At 45.1% G+C, this 14,766-nt stretch carries 15 protein-coding genes; 12 read left to right on the plus strand and 3 right to left on the minus strand.

Annotated features, from left to right (window positions below; genetic code table 11):
• Window positions 1-564 precede the first annotated feature (564 nt).
• The 6 genes from B9Z54_RS13370 to B9Z54_RS13395 all read left to right on the plus strand — a co-directional run bounded on the left by B9Z54_RS13370 (window position 565) and on the right by B9Z54_RS13395 (window position 6,905).
• Window positions 565-2,043 carry a phytoene desaturase family protein gene (locus B9Z54_RS13370; RefSeq protein ID WP_113928874.1) on the plus strand — a complete coding sequence of 493 codons (1,479 nt, stop codon included), beginning with the start codon at window positions 565-567 and terminating at the stop codon, window positions 2,041-2,043.
• 133 nt (window positions 2,044-2,176) lie between these two features.
• Window positions 2,177-3,607 (plus strand): aspartate ammonia-lyase, encoded by a 1,431-nt coding sequence (gene aspA, locus B9Z54_RS13375; protein ID WP_481747794.1) that lies wholly within the window; start codon window positions 2,177-2,179, stop codon window positions 3,605-3,607.
• 316 nt (window positions 3,608-3,923) lie between these two features.
• Entirely contained in the window at window positions 3,924-4,865 is a 942-nt protein-coding gene (locus tag B9Z54_RS13380; RefSeq protein ID WP_113928875.1) for an ABC transporter substrate-binding protein, read from the plus strand.
• A gap of 31 nt (window positions 4,866-4,896) precedes the next feature.
• A complete protein-coding gene (locus B9Z54_RS26480; RefSeq protein WP_162785207.1) occupies window positions 4,897-5,301 on the plus strand; it encodes an iron chelate uptake ABC transporter family permease subunit in 405 nt (134 codons plus the stop codon).
• Complete coding sequence (locus tag B9Z54_RS26485) at window positions 5,298-5,885, plus strand: iron chelate uptake ABC transporter family permease subunit (RefSeq protein ID WP_113928877.1); 588 nt, start codon at window positions 5,298-5,300, stop codon at window positions 5,883-5,885. The genes B9Z54_RS26480 and B9Z54_RS26485 overlap by 4 nt, the downstream gene beginning before the upstream one ends.
• A 15-nt stretch (window positions 5,886-5,900) precedes the next feature.
• Window positions 5,901-6,905 (plus strand): FecCD family ABC transporter permease, encoded by a 1,005-nt coding sequence (locus B9Z54_RS13395; RefSeq protein WP_113928878.1) that lies wholly within the window; start codon window positions 5,901-5,903, stop codon window positions 6,903-6,905.
• Between the two features lie 229 nt (window positions 6,906-7,134).
• On the opposite strand, the gene B9Z54_RS13400 is transcribed toward B9Z54_RS13395, so the two are convergent.
• The 3 genes from B9Z54_RS13400 to B9Z54_RS13410 form a co-directional block, all read right to left on the minus strand.
• Window positions 7,135-7,599 carry a GNAT family N-acetyltransferase gene (locus B9Z54_RS13400; RefSeq protein ID WP_113928879.1) on the minus strand — a complete coding sequence of 155 codons (465 nt, stop codon included), beginning with the start codon at window positions 7,597-7,599 and terminating at the stop codon, window positions 7,135-7,137.
• A 123-nt stretch (window positions 7,600-7,722) separates the two neighbouring features.
• Window positions 7,723-8,040: a helix-hairpin-helix domain-containing protein gene (locus B9Z54_RS13405; protein WP_240189915.1), complete on the minus strand. Its 318-nt coding sequence runs from the start codon at window positions 8,038-8,040 to the stop codon at window positions 7,723-7,725.
• A gap of 164 nt (window positions 8,041-8,204) precedes the next feature.
• Complete coding sequence (locus B9Z54_RS13410; protein WP_113928881.1) at window positions 8,205-8,564, minus strand: VOC family protein; 360 nt, start codon at window positions 8,562-8,564, stop codon at window positions 8,205-8,207.
• Between the two features lie 930 nt (window positions 8,565-9,494).
• Between B9Z54_RS13410 and B9Z54_RS13415 the strand changes: the two genes are divergently transcribed.
• From B9Z54_RS13415 to B9Z54_RS13440, 6 genes are all read left to right on the plus strand, one after another.
• Entirely contained in the window at window positions 9,495-9,857 is a 363-nt protein-coding gene (locus B9Z54_RS13415) for a hypothetical protein (protein ID WP_113928882.1), read from the plus strand.
• Between the two features lie 239 nt (window positions 9,858-10,096).
• On the plus strand, window positions 10,097-11,155 hold the full coding sequence (locus B9Z54_RS13420; protein WP_113928883.1) for a glycosyltransferase family 4 protein: 1,059 nt from the start codon (window positions 10,097-10,099) through the stop codon (window positions 11,153-11,155).
• 247 nt (window positions 11,156-11,402) lie between these two features.
• Entirely contained in the window at window positions 11,403-12,137 is a 735-nt protein-coding gene (locus B9Z54_RS13425) for a methionine ABC transporter ATP-binding protein (RefSeq protein ID WP_113928884.1), read from the plus strand.
• 3 nt (window positions 12,138-12,140) lie between these two features.
• On the plus strand, window positions 12,141-12,803 hold the full coding sequence (locus B9Z54_RS13430; RefSeq protein WP_113928885.1) for a methionine ABC transporter permease: 663 nt from the start codon (window positions 12,141-12,143) through the stop codon (window positions 12,801-12,803).
• Between the two features lie 351 nt (window positions 12,804-13,154).
• The gene (locus B9Z54_RS13435) at window positions 13,155-13,994 is read left to right on the plus strand and encodes a MetQ/NlpA family ABC transporter substrate-binding protein (RefSeq protein ID WP_113928886.1); all 840 of its coding nucleotides are present in this window, start codon (window positions 13,155-13,157) and stop codon (window positions 13,992-13,994) included.
• A 190-nt stretch (window positions 13,995-14,184) separates the two neighbouring features.
• Window positions 14,185-14,613, plus strand: a complete 429-nt coding sequence (locus B9Z54_RS13440) for a hypothetical protein (protein ID WP_113928887.1) — start codon at window positions 14,185-14,187, stop codon at window positions 14,611-14,613.
• The last annotated feature ends 153 nt before the right edge of the window (window positions 14,614-14,766 follow it).

Genomic DNA, 14,766 nt, shown 5'->3' on the forward strand with positions numbered 1-14,766 from the left:
TGGTTGATAGAAAGGGGAAGCTGATTTGAAATGCACCAATAAAATCAGAAGCCTGCGCGGGGATGGTACGATTAGCTGGAAAACGTATCATCAAAAATAGAAATCAGAGTTGAGATGGTACGATTACTTGGAAAACATACCATCAAAAATTAAAATCTACGTTGAAATGGTAAGATTACTGGGGAAACATACCATTAAAATCAGAAATCTGCGCTGAGATGGTACGATTAGCTGTGAAACGTACCATTAAAAATAGAAATCAGAGTTGAGATGGTACGATTAGCCGAAAAACGTACCATCAAAAATAGAAACCCGTGTTGAGATGGTACGATTTCTCGGAAAACGTACCAACAAAATCAGAAATCAGTGTTGAGATGGTACGATTAGCTGGAAAACGTACCATTAAAATAGAAAACAGCGTTGAGATGGTACGATTACTCGGAAAACGTACCAACAAAATCAGAAATCAGTGTTGAGATGGTACGATTAGCTGGAAAACGTACCATCAAAAATATAAATCAGCGTTGAGATGGTACGATTAGCGAAAAGAACGGAGGTCCCACCATGTCAAAATCAGTATGTGTCATCGGCGCGGGTGTCGGCGGACTCACAGCCGCTGCTTACTTAGCGAAGGAAGGCTATAAGGTGACAGTCATTGAAAAATCCACGACGGTTGGAGGCTCGGCGGGGTGGTATTTCCGTAACGGCCGGAAGTTTCCGACGGGAGCAACCATTGCGTTCGGCTTAGAGGAGCAAGGTTTGCTAAGAAACGTTTTGGATGATTTGGACATCGATCTGCCGGCAGAAGATCTGCTGCACCCCATGGATATTATTTTGCCGCAGGAAAAGGTTTCGGTATACAAAAGTCAGGAGCTGTGGGAGGCAGAGTTGAAACGCGCTTTTCATGAGAGAAGCGGGGATGTCTTGAAGTTCTGGAGAGCCCTTCAGCAGATCGGCGATGATGTTCAGGCTGTCACCGAAAGCCGGGTTTCGCTGCCTATCAGGAGACTCTATGAATTAGGAAGTCTGCCGCAGCATGCGTTAAAGCATCCAGCGTCTGTGCTGCGCCTTGCCCGGCATGCGCTGATGACAGTAGAAGATCTCATGAAAAAATACAATCTTCAATCGTACGAACCACTGCGACAGCTGCTGGACGCCCAGCTTCTTGATGCGGTGCAGACTGATGTGACGAAAGCGGCCCTGCTTCCATCAAGTCTTGCGTTAACGATTTACCGGAGGGGCAGCTTCGCCGTTGAAGGCGGGCTGGGACAGCTGGGGAAGGCGTTGGCAGCTCGTGTGAAAGAACTCGGCGGGGAGGTTGTGAAGGTATCCACGGTTCAAGGGCTTGCATATGATACAAGCAGGAAGCAATGGAATGTCACCAGCCGGAAGTGCACGGATTCCTTCGATTATGTCATTAACAATTCAGGGGCTTCCATTGGGGAGGGGACGAGCTATGAAGGTGAGGATGAGTTTTCATGGGGAGCCTTCAGAGTGGACGCCATTCTTTCAGAAAGAGTTAGGCGGGGACCTTTAGAGGGAATGAGGTTTCCGTTTGCTTATCAAATCGTGCCGCGGTTTGATTTTTCTACGCTGGTTAAGAATACGCATGGACCTGTTTATGCAACATTTCATGACACCCGGGACATGAAGGGAAATCTTTTAAAAGATGAAGTGACAATGACTGTTTCTTTGCACACGGACCCTAACATTTGGTCGAGCTATTCAAAGGAGAAGTACCAAGAACTGAAGGAGCAGTTGAAGGAAGAAATACTGAATGAAATCGACCGCGTCATCCCGATTAGGAAGCACCTCATTTTTGCGGAAGCCGGAACGCCCCTGACCTATGAGCGCTATATCGGGAAGACGGCAGTCGGCGGTTTTCCTTTGACGATAAAAAATGCGATCTTGAAGCCGAAAAGTGTACGGTCTTCTCTGCCGCAACTTTTCATTGTCGGAGAGCAGGTGTTTCCTGGTCCAGGGACGCTTTCTTCTACTCTCAGCGGTTATTATGCTGCCCGTAGTATTATGAAGGGGAGATAACCGGATTATTATTGGTCCACATTAGTTATTTTGGCTACTGAAGCCTTAAAAGACATGCTATTATATTAAAGGATACTTTATACGGAAACAGCCATCATATAACAGAGAGAATAACCAAAGGAGACACAATCAAATGTCAGTCATAGTAAACAAACACCGAGTGGAACGAGATTTCCTCGGATCTAAGGAAGTACCTGAACATGCTTATTATGGAATACAGACGCTGCGCGCGGTGGAGAATTTTCCGATTACAGGCTACAAGATTCACCCGGAATTGATCAAAGCAATGGCGATGGTGAAAAAAGCTGCGGCCCAAGCAAATGTAGATGTCGGCAGGCTCTATTCTGGAATCGGGGAAGCCATCGTGAAAGCGGCGGATGAAATGATTGACGGACAATGGCATGACCAGGTTCTTGTCGATCCGATCCAGGGGGGCGCTGGGACTTCGTTCAACATGAACATCAATGAGATTCTTGCCAACCGCGCACTCGAGTTCATGGGACAAGAAAAAGGGGCTTACGGCCACTGCAGTCCGAACAGCCACGTCAATATGTCGCAGTCGACAAATGACGCCTTCCCAACAGCTATGCATATTTCAATCCTGAACCTGCTGGATCAGCTGATTCCCACAATGGAGCGTATGCATGAGGCGTTCAGCGCTAAAGCGCTTGAATTCAGTCATGTTATCAAAATGGGGCGCACCCATCTTCAGGACGCTGTTCCAATCAGGCTCGGCCAGGAATTCGAAGCTTACAGCCGGGTGATTGCAAGGGACATCAAGCGCATCAAGCAGACAAAGGAACATCTCTATGAATTGAATATGGGAGCAACCGCAGTAGGCACAGGCCTGAATGCATTCCCGAAATATATCGAGCTTGTCGTTCCTTATCTGGCTGATTTCAGCGGCCTTCCGTTCAAGGGAGCGGAGCATCTGGTGGACGCTACGCAAAACACGGATGCATATACCGAAGTCTCCAGCACGCTGAAGATCTGTATGGTCAATATGTCCAAAATCGCAAATGACCTTCGTTTAATGGCGTCAGGACCAAGAGCCGGTCTGGGCGAGATCTCCCTTCCAGCAAGGCAGCCGGGATCATCCATCATGCCTGGGAAAGTAAATCCGGTCATGCCGGAGCTCATCAACCAGGTGGCTTTCCAAGTCATCGGGAATGACCACACCATCTCCATGGCGTCCGAAGCCGGGCAGATGGAACTTAACGTGATGGAGCCTGTGCTGATCTTCAACCTTCTTCAATCGATCAGCATCATGAATAATGCCTTTGAAACGTTTACCGAGAACTGTGTGAAAGGCATCGAAGCCAATGAAGAGAGAATGAAGAACTATGTGGAGAAGAGTGTGGGAATCATTACGGCGGTCAACCCGCATATCGGCTACGAAGTGGCATCACGAATTGCAAGGGAAGCTATCCTTAACGGCGAGCCGATCAGAGAGCTGTGCTTGAGATATGATGTCCTGACAGAAGAAGAGCTTGATTTGATTCTGGATCCTTATGAGATGACGAATCCGGGTATCGCGGGAGCGGCTTTGTTTGAGAGAGAATAGGTGAAATAGAGGCGCGTTGATTGGGGAGAAAGTGGTTTATAGAATGAGCGTTGAATTGCACTTCAATTCAACGCTCATTTTTTTGTTCTACCAAAGATGAGTGTTGATAGTGGAAAATTTTAACTCAATTTAATGGCTGCATCCATCAATATGAAATTTTAACAGAGTCATTTTATAAGAAAAATTCTTACTTTTTTTCAACTTTGTAAAGCAAGCGCTTCCTTTAAAAAAGCTTGAAAATTCCTGATGACAAGAGAAAATCCTATGCTATAATGATTATCATTATCAATTAAAAGGTTGCCTGGGAGGAAGAATAATGAAAAAAATATATATGTGGACTGGAATCGTTCTCATACTTTTATTGACAGCAGCTTGTTCACAGCAGGAAGGTCAAACTCAATCTTCTCAAGAGGAGACGGAAGGAAATGTGGTGGAACATGATCTTGGTACGACAACAGTGCCTGAGAATCCGAAATCCGTGGTTACTCTTGAACTTGGATTTACTGAAACCGTTGCGGCCGTTGGTGTTGTTCCGGTTGGTGTAGCTGATGATGAGCGTCCGGAGCGGATCGCTGATTCAACGTTGGAAATTATTGATGGATATAAGTCAGTCGGTGCACGTTCTGAACCGAGTCTTGAGATTATCCGAATGTTGAAACCTGATCTGATCATTGCTGATTCGACTCGTCATGAAGCGATTTACGAAGAGCTGAGTGATATTGCTCCAACGGTTGCTGTGGTTAACGATACGGCAGACTATAACGATGTGTTAGTAGCAACAGAAACGATTGGTCTTGCTCTTGATCGTGAGGAAGAAACGGAGCAGCTGCTTGCGGAGCATAATGGAGCTGTGACGGACTTGAAAGAGCGTTTGTCCGATGCAGACGGGACGGTGCTTCAGGCACAATATACCAGCAGCAACATCTTTGGTGCCCCAACGTCTTCCTACTTCATGCCGAGTTTCATGGAAGTGGTCGGGCTTGAGTACGCTATTGAGGATGAGACTGAAACGTCACAAGATTTAACGATAGAACAACTGTTAAAGACTAATCCGGATACCCTTTTACTTACAAAAAATGATGACGATCCTTCTGTGAAAGAACAGCTGGAAGGGGATGCACTATGGAATCAGCTGTCTGCCGTCCAAGAAGATCGTGTCTTTGAGCTGGACCATAACGATTGGTCACGCCGCCGCAGCATTCCGGCTGTGAATGAGCTGGTGGATGACTTCCTTGAACTATTTGCCTCAACGTCTTAAGCAACGTATAAACTGTATGGTAGGTGAGTCCATGCGTACCAGAAAGATTTCTGCTGTATTACTCCCTGTGGTCCTTTTACTGCTGGTGAGTTCATATTTCTCGTTAAAAGTGGGGGCCTTCTCTTTTACCACCGGTGAACTGTTTCATTTCATCACGGAGGGCGGGTCCTCTGATCAAGCGCTTGTTCTCCACGATGTCCGGATTCCACGCCTATTTATGACCATTCTGGTTGGTGCCAATTTGGCGGTGGCAGGCGCGCTCGTTCAGAATTTAACTCAAAATCCATTAGCCTCTCCCAGTGTCCTTGGGATTAATGCGGGGGCTTCATTTTTTGTGGTGGGATCGATTATCTTCCTGCCGGGTATAACAGGGTTATCCCTTGTGGTCGCCGGCTTTGCTGGAGGCGCACTTACTGCAGCTTTAATTTTTTCATGAGTGCGATTCTCCAGGGAGGGCGTCTGCTCGTCAAGATTGCGCTTGTGGGAGTTGTCATCCAATCTCTTTTTGCTTCAGCTACGCAGTCGATAATGCTATTTAATGACGAATCCATCCATCAGATTCTCGTGTGGTTGACGGGAACGGTTGCCGGTTCGACTTGGGAGGATTTGACGGTGCTGACGCCGGTGACGATTATAGGGATTGGATGTTCGCTGTTGATGGTAAAAGTCTTATCCGTCCTCTCCCTTGGGGAAGATATAGCCCGTGGTTTAGGACAGCGTGTGAGACTTCAGAAATTGCTCGTAATCCTTATAGTTGTTTTCCTTGCCGGATCGTCCGTGGCGTTTACGGGACCGATTGGATTTGTTGGTTTAATCGTGCCGCATATTGTAAGGTTTTTGATCGGGCCGTCCCATCCTCTGATGCTTCCTGTCAGCGCGCTTATGGGATCGGCTCTTCTGGTGCTTGCCGATGTGGGATCACGCTTTATTTCTTTTCCATCTGAAACGCCTGTAGGCATTGTAACGGCTCTAATTGGAGCTCCTTATTTTATTTACCTGGCTCGAACAATTAAACGCTAGAAAGGAAACCGTCTTATGATGAAACGCCATCCGAACATGATCCTTGCCATCTTAGCCGTGGTGCTCTTCTTTCTCGGGGTCATCAATGTTGGTATAGGGGATATTTTTATCGCTCCCCTTGATATTATTCAAATGCTCACAGGGCAGGGGGATGTAAATGAGCGCTATATTGTCTTCAACTACCGTGCCCCGAGGATCCTGCTTGCAATCCTTATTGGCGGGGCGCTTGCTGTCGCCGGGGTCATTATGCAGACAATCTTAAATAACTCATTGGCGGCCCCGGATACACTTGGAGTCTCCGGCGGGGCGGCTGTAACCGCACTGGCTGTCGTCAGTATCGTCCCATCCCTGTCAGTTTTCTCTGTCAGTCTTGCTGCTTTTATCGGCGGGTCTATAGCCGCTTTTTTAGTTTATATTTTAGCCTATAAAGACGGAGCTGACCCTGTCCGCCTTGCTCTGGTCGGGGTTTCTGTCAGCGCGCTGTGTGGATCAGGTGTAGAGCTTGCCCTCTTAAAGATGAATGCGAACGCTCAGACCTCTTTACTTTGGTTAAATGGCAGCTTATTTGGCCGCAGCTGGGATCAAATCCAAACAGCCGTCCCAGTCATTATAGGGGCTATCCTTGTTCTGCTCGCCTTCACTCGTCCCCTTGATGCATTGAAGCTTGGAGGACAGGTAGCGGCCGGGCTTGGTGTCTCTGTCGAGAAAATGAAAATTGCTCTGCTGGGATTTAGTACATTACTGACCGGGGCAAGTGTAGCCGCTGTTGGGATGATTGGTTTCGTGGGACTGATCAGCCCGCATATTACGAGGCAGCTGGTTGGATCGCAGCACCGGTACATCTTGCCTGCCGCCGCTCTTGTCGGGGCGGTTCTATTGCTTCTTGCGGATACTATTGGACGAAGTGTGTTTCGGCCCCTGGAGATTCCTGCGGGGATTGTAACGTCGTTATTAGGTGCTCCCTATTTTCTCTATCTGATGTATCAAGAGTCTAAACAGGGAAGGAAGTCCGCCGTTTGAGCTGGTCTGCAAGACAGAAAAGGAAACCGCAATGTTTAATGGCAGTTTTCTTCTCGAAGTTGATCTCAAGAGAAAAGCTTTCAAAGGCGGTCACTCCATAATGTGATCGCCCTTTTTAATTCCAATTTGGGTTAAACGGCATCATTGCTGGATTAATAGAAATCAACAAAAGGACATTAGTGTCTTTTTAGTGAGAGGGCCACTGTTGCCTTGAGCATAATAAGAAATGCTATAAATAACCTTTCATTCTCATTACTTTTCCATCTACTTCTGTGCCGGCTTCTTCCATTCCGAGTTTGCGGTAGAACTTAATCGCATTGCTGTTTGATGGGGAAACTCTTAAATGATATTCTTTGACTTTATTCTTTTTAAAGAATTGCTTAGCGTAGTTGTGTAAGTCTTCTCCTTTACCCCGGCCACGCATTTCGGGCACCAAATAATATAAATTTACATACCCAATGGCAGTGCCTTCATACTCACGAATGGTTAATTCCAATTGTCCTATATAGTTGCCTTCTTCTTTGGCTAAAACAAAGCCTCCTGGAAACATTCTGGCTTTTTCATCTACCCACTGTAAGTATTCATCTTCTTCACCAAACCCTGTAGTCTCTCCAAAACTTACATAAAATGAATCTTTTCGAAATGCAACTGCTGTATTCCGATGTTTTATTATATCAATTTCTTCGAAGATCAAATTTAATCACCCCATAATGTATAGTGATTATTATCCCAGCGACTTCGCCTGCTTTTCATAGTGAGGGTGCAAAAGCCATAGTGTATTCAAAAACTGAACTGCTTATTTAGTGAGTCTCTACTCTTATAATTCATGCCAGGCGATTGTCGGCCTTGAAGCAGGATAACCATTTTGCTCTCTGAATAATTTTCTTTCCGAAGTAAAGTCAAACCATTGCTTCTTGCTGTCAGGGTGATTGGCATAATGAATGACGCACATTATTTGATCTTCCACACATGAATCCGTCCAGCAGCCGAGCTCCAGCTCAAGGTTATGAAAGACCTCCCACCAGTTTTCATCCTTCATTTGCTGAAGTGAAAAATAGCCAAGATGCGTGACTAACTTATTAGCTAGTTCATATCCAATAGAGGGCACTTGCTGAAAAGCAGCCAACCCTTTCAAGGCTTGCGCTCGTTCAGTCGAAACACCGATTGAATCACGAATCTCATCTAATTCTAATTTGTGGAAGTCGCATAATTTAATCTTCCTTTTCCTAAGTGCTCGTTTTTCCTCGTCTGTAAGCGGCAGCTTTGGTCTTTTTCTTTCAAAAAAATCACTCCCTGCAGTTAAGCTTTCTCAACGTTCAATTCCTGGAATAAACCGACCTTGTTTCCATCCTGGTCTTCAAAGGAACACCAGGCAGCCGGTACGCCTTCATGGGTATTGATTTCTTCTATGGTGATATTCAGCTCGTCCATCAACCGGGTGCGCTCAGCTTCGATGTCCCTAACTCCCAGACGCAGCGGACCGCTGCCAATCGCAGGCTCTCCCTTTGCCACCTGCAGCCATGCCCCTTTGACAATTTCCCACTCCGCGAAATCCTCGTGTGGAATGAAATCGGGCTCACGATTGAATAGTGCTTTGTACCATTGAATCCCTTTTTCATAGTCCGTTACTCTAATTTGAAATGTTGCTCCTGTATGCATTGTATTTCCTCCTTTAGGAAAGCAGCGGTGTCGGCAGGTACTCCGTTTATTGTATATAAGGATTCGGTAAAGTAGTCGGTTTATATAAATCGAAGCCTATGATCTGCAACACCCTCTAACTACTCTATTTTAAAAAATCCTCTGAAGCATGGTGATTAGTCGGAAAACACCATGCTAAAAGTCAAAGACCCACACTGAAGCATGGTGATTAGCCCGAAAACACCATGCTAAAAGTCCAGAAACCGCGATGAAGCATGGTGATTAGTCGGGAAACCCCATGCTAAAAGTCAAAGACCCACACTGAAGCAAGGTGATTAGCGGGGAAACACCCTGCTAAAGGTCCATAAACCGCGCTGAAGCATGGTGATTAAGCGGAAAGCACCATGCTAAAAGTCAAAAACCCACACTGAAGCATGGTGATTAGCCCGAAAACACCCTGCTAAAAGTCCATAAACCGCGCTGAAGCATAGTGATTAGCGGGAAAACACCCTGCTAAAAGTCAAAAACCCACAGTGAAGCATGGTGATTACCCCGTAAACACTATGCTAAAATCGAAAAAATTTTCTGAAGCATGGTGATTAGCGGGAAAACACTATGCTAAAAGCCAAGAACCACACTGAAGCAAGGTAATTAGCCGATAATCTAATTTAGTCTACTATAATCCATTCAAGAAAGAGGGCAGGTTTTCCTTCATTGTGCAAAGATTGCCCGGAAAGCTTCATGCTGAGTTTATGGATAGTCCAGATTAGTGGAGGAGGGAAGGTATAATAGTTATAAATGAAAGGCTTCCTTCATTATGAGAAAACAGACTTTGTAGATTGTTGTTTTTGGAATAATTTCCTCTTCTTTTAGGCAGGGGGAGTGGAAATCCATCACTTTTCAAATAACAAAACCAGTGTGAAAGAGCAGGAGAATAGGAGGCAGGCTGTCATGCTCCAAAACTATTTAAGTAAAACTCTTATTCCTCTACCTTTTATTTTTATTTGCCATGTTTTTAGGAATCCTCCTGACATGGGACCAAACGACTTACAGCCGGGACACGCTGTTCATCACCCTTCAGATATGGGGTTTGTTAACACTGTCAAACATTATTTACTTGGTAAGGAAGAGAAGGCAGGACCATGCCGTCAGCGGCTTTTTTTAAATGGTCCTGTTAATTCCCATTCCATATATTTTGTTAGCCGTAATCATGGGGCTGGCAGTAGTGTACAACTGAAAAATGGCTCAGTGCTTTTGCGCTGGGCCATTTTTAGTCTACTAAAAAAGTTAGGAGGTATCGGACAAACGCCATAACATCCTGCTGATTTTAAAATATAGTGTAGAGAAGGACTGAATTTTTAATAGAGTTTAAAGGTCTCTTTTCGCAAGCTTTGTTGCTATTAATTTTGAATTTCGTAAGATAACGCTGTGATTGCCCTGAGAAATTCTGTTGAGCAGATAGAAAAAATCTGCTCACACTTAGTATCCGGGTATACCCGAAGGCAGCAATATATGTGAAAACAACCCTTTACAAAAAGGAGAGATACCCAGCCATGACAAATGGTAGAAAAAGATTGAGCATCACGTTTGCTATCCTGACCCTTTGCAAGGGCGGTGCGCAAAGGATGCTTGCTGACATAACAAATGAGCTCACTCGCCGCGGGCATGATATCACGATTTTGATGCCAAAGCACGGCGAGGTGGAGTATGGAGTTGTATCTAAAATCAAACGTGGAAAGCATGATAGAGTTCTGACGGAGGAGGATTATCCCTACAGCGACATTATTGTCTCCAATTTCTATACAACTGTTAATTCTGCAGTGACTGCCAGCTTAAAAGGAAAAGGGGCGCATGTCCGCTTCAGTTTATGCTATGAGCCGATATTCTTTCCGGATCAAGCCTCTTCCTTCCACTCTTATCATCAGGCGCCTAACTTGCTTGTTTTATCAAGTCATCAACAAAATCTCATATCCCTGCTTCATGGAATTAAGGGAGAAATCGTTCCTATTTATGTGAATCCTGTTTTTGAAGACAAGCATATCCGGCAGAACAATAAGAATCTGCATATATCCGCCATAATGAGGCGGACAGAAGGAGGAGCGGCGTGGCAGCGCGATCAGGATTATTTAATGTCAGAACTTCTGAAGGTGAAGTCGCTTTATCCACAACATCAATACAATATAATAAGCCCGCCTAATGAGGTCGCAGCCTCGCCGAGTCTTCAAAAAATAAACAATGAGAAAAAATTTCATCTCATTATCCCTGCCAATGATGAAGTGTTGAGCCAGGCATACAGCCTTTCCGATATATTTGTCACCTCCTCTGTATTTGAATCCGCTCAAATGCCAGGTCTGGAAGCAATGAAATGCGGTGCCGCCCTAGCTGCTGTCTATGCCGGTGGAAACGTTGATTACTGCCGCAACGGACATAACAGCTTACTTTCTTACCGCCATGAAAACAAACTGGCTTCTGATATTATCAAGCTAATAGAAAACCCTAATCTCAGGAAGAAGCTTGCGGCACAAGGGAAACAAGATGCTTCAGAGTGGACTTTGGAAAGGTCGGCCTCTTGTTTTGAAGAAGCCTGCTATGATTTGTTGAGTAAAAGGTAGCGTTGCTGCTGTAGTATCAAAAGGATGATTTGATGTTGGATAACCGTTCAACGCGGCCGAGAGTGTTTGGTAAGTAAAAAAAGGAACCGCATCTCTTAAGGCGGTCTTACCAAAGCATAGAAGGCTTAAGAATTCTCTATTTTCTCAATAAATAGAAAAGAACGGTTAACCTGACATCCCTTGTGGATTAAGCTATAATTGAATGCGTCTGAAATTTACCTTTCACATAAGAAAGTGGTTTTTTTGTATGCTCATTTTGCATGATGTGACAAAAAGTTTTTCGCGCTATCAAGCTATAAAATCGGTTTCACTGACCATACATAAAGGAGAAATCCACGGAATCATCGGAGCCAGCGGGGCGGGGAAGTCAACCTTGCTCAGGCTGATGAACTTGCTGGAAACCCCTGATGAAGGGGAAGTCGAAGTGAATGGGCAATTCCTGACGAAGATGAACAGCCGGAAGCTTCGGGAAGCCCGGAAATCGATCGGGATGATTTTTCAGCACTTTAATCTCGTGGCCAATAAAACGGTGTATGAGAATGTGGTGGTGTCACTTCAACTGGCGAATTTTCCAAAGAGAGAACGCCGGGCCCGTGTGATGGAATGCCTTCGGTTTGTTGGATTGGCGAGCTTTGTGGAGAAGTATCCTGCACAGTTGAGCGGCGGTCAGAAGCAGCGTGTGGCGATTGCCCGGGCATTGGCGAATAAGCCTCAGGTGCTGCTGTGCGATGAGCCGACTTCTTCTCTCGATCCGAACACAACGTCCGATATATTGGGTGTTTTAGAAAATATCAATCGAAGCCTCGGCGTGACGATTGTGATTGTCAGCCATGAGATGGATGTGATCAAGAGCATCTGCAATCGTGTAACCGTGATGGCAGGCGGGGAAATCTACGATACGGTTGACTCTAATCCAAGAGGCATTGAAGCCAGGGATGACAGCCCGGATTACTTTATTGAGCAGCTGAAAAAGGATGTGTGATAGATGCTTGATGTTTTAGTTCAATATGAAGCTGAAATTTGGCGGTCTATCGGACAGACCTTTATCATGGTCGGCTTTTCTATCCTTGCTGCCGTTCTGCTGGGACTTCCCGTCGGAACGCTGCTGTTTCTGACCAGAAAGGGCAATATGCTCGAGAACCAGCTGGTATTTTCGATTGTGAATTTATTGGTCAATATCATTCGCTCCTTCCCGTTTTTATTATTAGTGGTTTTCTTGATCCCGTTTACAAGGCTCATCATCGGAACGGCCATTGGTACAGCGGCTGCGACCGTCCCGTTGGCGATCATTGCGGTTGCCCATTATTCACGGCTGGTCGAGCAGTCTTTGCTGGACGTGCCAAGAGGGGTAATGGAAGCCGCCATTTCCATGGGGGCGTCCGTGAAGGAAGTTGTGTTCAAATTCGTATACGTCGAAGCCAGGTCCGGACTTGTCCTCGGATTGACCACGTCTATCATCAGCTTCATTTCCTACTCCACCATCATGGGAGTCGTCGGCGGGGGCGGAATCGGTGACTTCGCGATCCGCTACGGCTACCAGCAGTTCAAAACCGACCTGATGATGTACATGATCATCATCATGATCATCTTTGTCCAGCTCATCCAATTCGCCGGAACGACGGTGGCCCGGTTGATTGATAAGAGGTAGGAGGAGCATGGGGCAGGGGTTCAGGTTGGGTGCGTTAGCAAATAATAGAGGGAAAAATTCCCCTTATTTTTAAAATAGCACCAAAACTAGCTTAAATAGAGGGAGAATTTCCCCTTATTTGACTCAAAACACTGGAAATTAGGGGTTATTTCTTCACTTAAGGGGAAAAACTCCCCTTATTTACCCGTAAAATGAGCTCTAATCTACTAATAGCGGTAAAAATTCCCCTTATTTTAGACCGCTGGTTATTGCCATTTAGGGATCTTCACTGCACTCTAGCGCGCGACTGGCTCCAGCACCAAGTCCCGCAAAAATCAAACATTTTTAAGTAAACACCAGGAGGAAAAACTCATGAAAAAATTACTTTTACTAGCAGCGGCATTGCTATTCGTCCTAGCCGGCTGCGGACAAAACAACGAAGGAAATAACGAAGAAAACGCCTCAGAACCAAAAGAGCAAGAAGGGGAAGAAGTAACCCTGAAAGTAGCTTCTCTGATCCCGCCAATGACTGAAATCGTTGAGCTTGTAAAACCTAAGCTTGCCGAAGATAACATCAACCTTGAAATGGTGGTCCTTGGAGATAATGTCCAGCCAAACACGGCGCTGGCAGCAGAAGAAGTCGATGCGAACTTCTTCCAGCATGTTCCGTACATGGAAGAATACAATCGCAGCAATGACGCAAACCTTGTGCCGGTTACACCGATCTATTTTGCCAACTACGGTGTGTATTCCAAAGAATTCTCTTCCATGGAAGAACTGCCTGAAGGTTCTGTCATTGCGATAGCCAATGACGTTTCAAATATCGACCGTTCCCTGTCCCTTTTGGCGCAGCATGATGTAATTACATTGAAGGAAAAAGAAGATGTCTACTACACTCAAGCGGATATCATTGAAAATCCGAAGAACTATGAGTTCAAGGAAGTTGACTTGCTGATGCTGGCGAGAATGTACGATGACGCCGATGCTGTCGTCATGACACCGGCTTATGCGTCACCGCTTGGGTTGACTCCAAAAAGTGACGGTCTTCTGACAGAAGGCGTTGAAAATGACTTTGCGATCACATTGGTGGCACGTGAAGATAATGTCGATTCCGAGCCGATCCAAAAGCTCGCTGAAGCGATGACAAGTGAAGAAGTACGAACGTTTTTAGAAGAAAATTACGATGAAACGGCGATTCCGGCGTTTGAATAACAAAAAAGGACCAATTCCTCTGGGGTTGGTCTTTTTTAGTGCCTAATGAACTGGGGCAGCATGTTCCTTTTTTAGAATATTGATTACTCCTATTATTTTACATATACTTATAGCATGTTACGATGACAACGCTGATTCCGGTAAAATAGTCACGGCCTATCCTAAATACCAAGCATAAGGGGAGATCTGTATGAAAAGCACATATCCGGTTAAAGTGACCCAAGCAGGGATTCCCTATTTGGAGATGGCCGAGGAGTTAGCCATTCTGGAGGACTTGATGATTATCGATCTTAATCTTACTAATATCCAGGAGTATACAGATAAAATTGATGAAGTATTACATTCAGGATCTCCCCAGGAGATATCAGGCAGCACCACGCTGTTAAAAATCGATAAGAATAGGACAATTGTTTATAACTTTGCCATTGATCAAGAGTGTACGTTAGAGACAAAAGAACTCAAAGAAATCTTAAAGAACTATCTGAAACAAAGCATCCTTATGACGATAGAACAGGATTTAAGAAAAAAGCAGGCGATCTATGAAAAAGTAAAGAATCTGGACGATATTACTGATTTTCTGAAGATTAGAAGTGAATTACAGCAGGATAAAATTGTATAAGAAGCAGGCGATTCCGGCGTTTGAATAAGTGTTGAAAAGGTTCCCTTCTCCTAAATAAGTAAGAGGTTCGGTTAAGGGAGTGAAAACCTTAACCGAACCCTACTTAGAAGCAGAAAAAGTAACATCAATAACACCATATTTAACAGTGAAAAT

Source organism: Bacillus sp. P14.5 (assembly GCF_003316765.1).
Taxonomy (GTDB): Bacteria; Bacillota; Bacilli; order Bacillales; family Bacillaceae_B; genus Rossellomorea.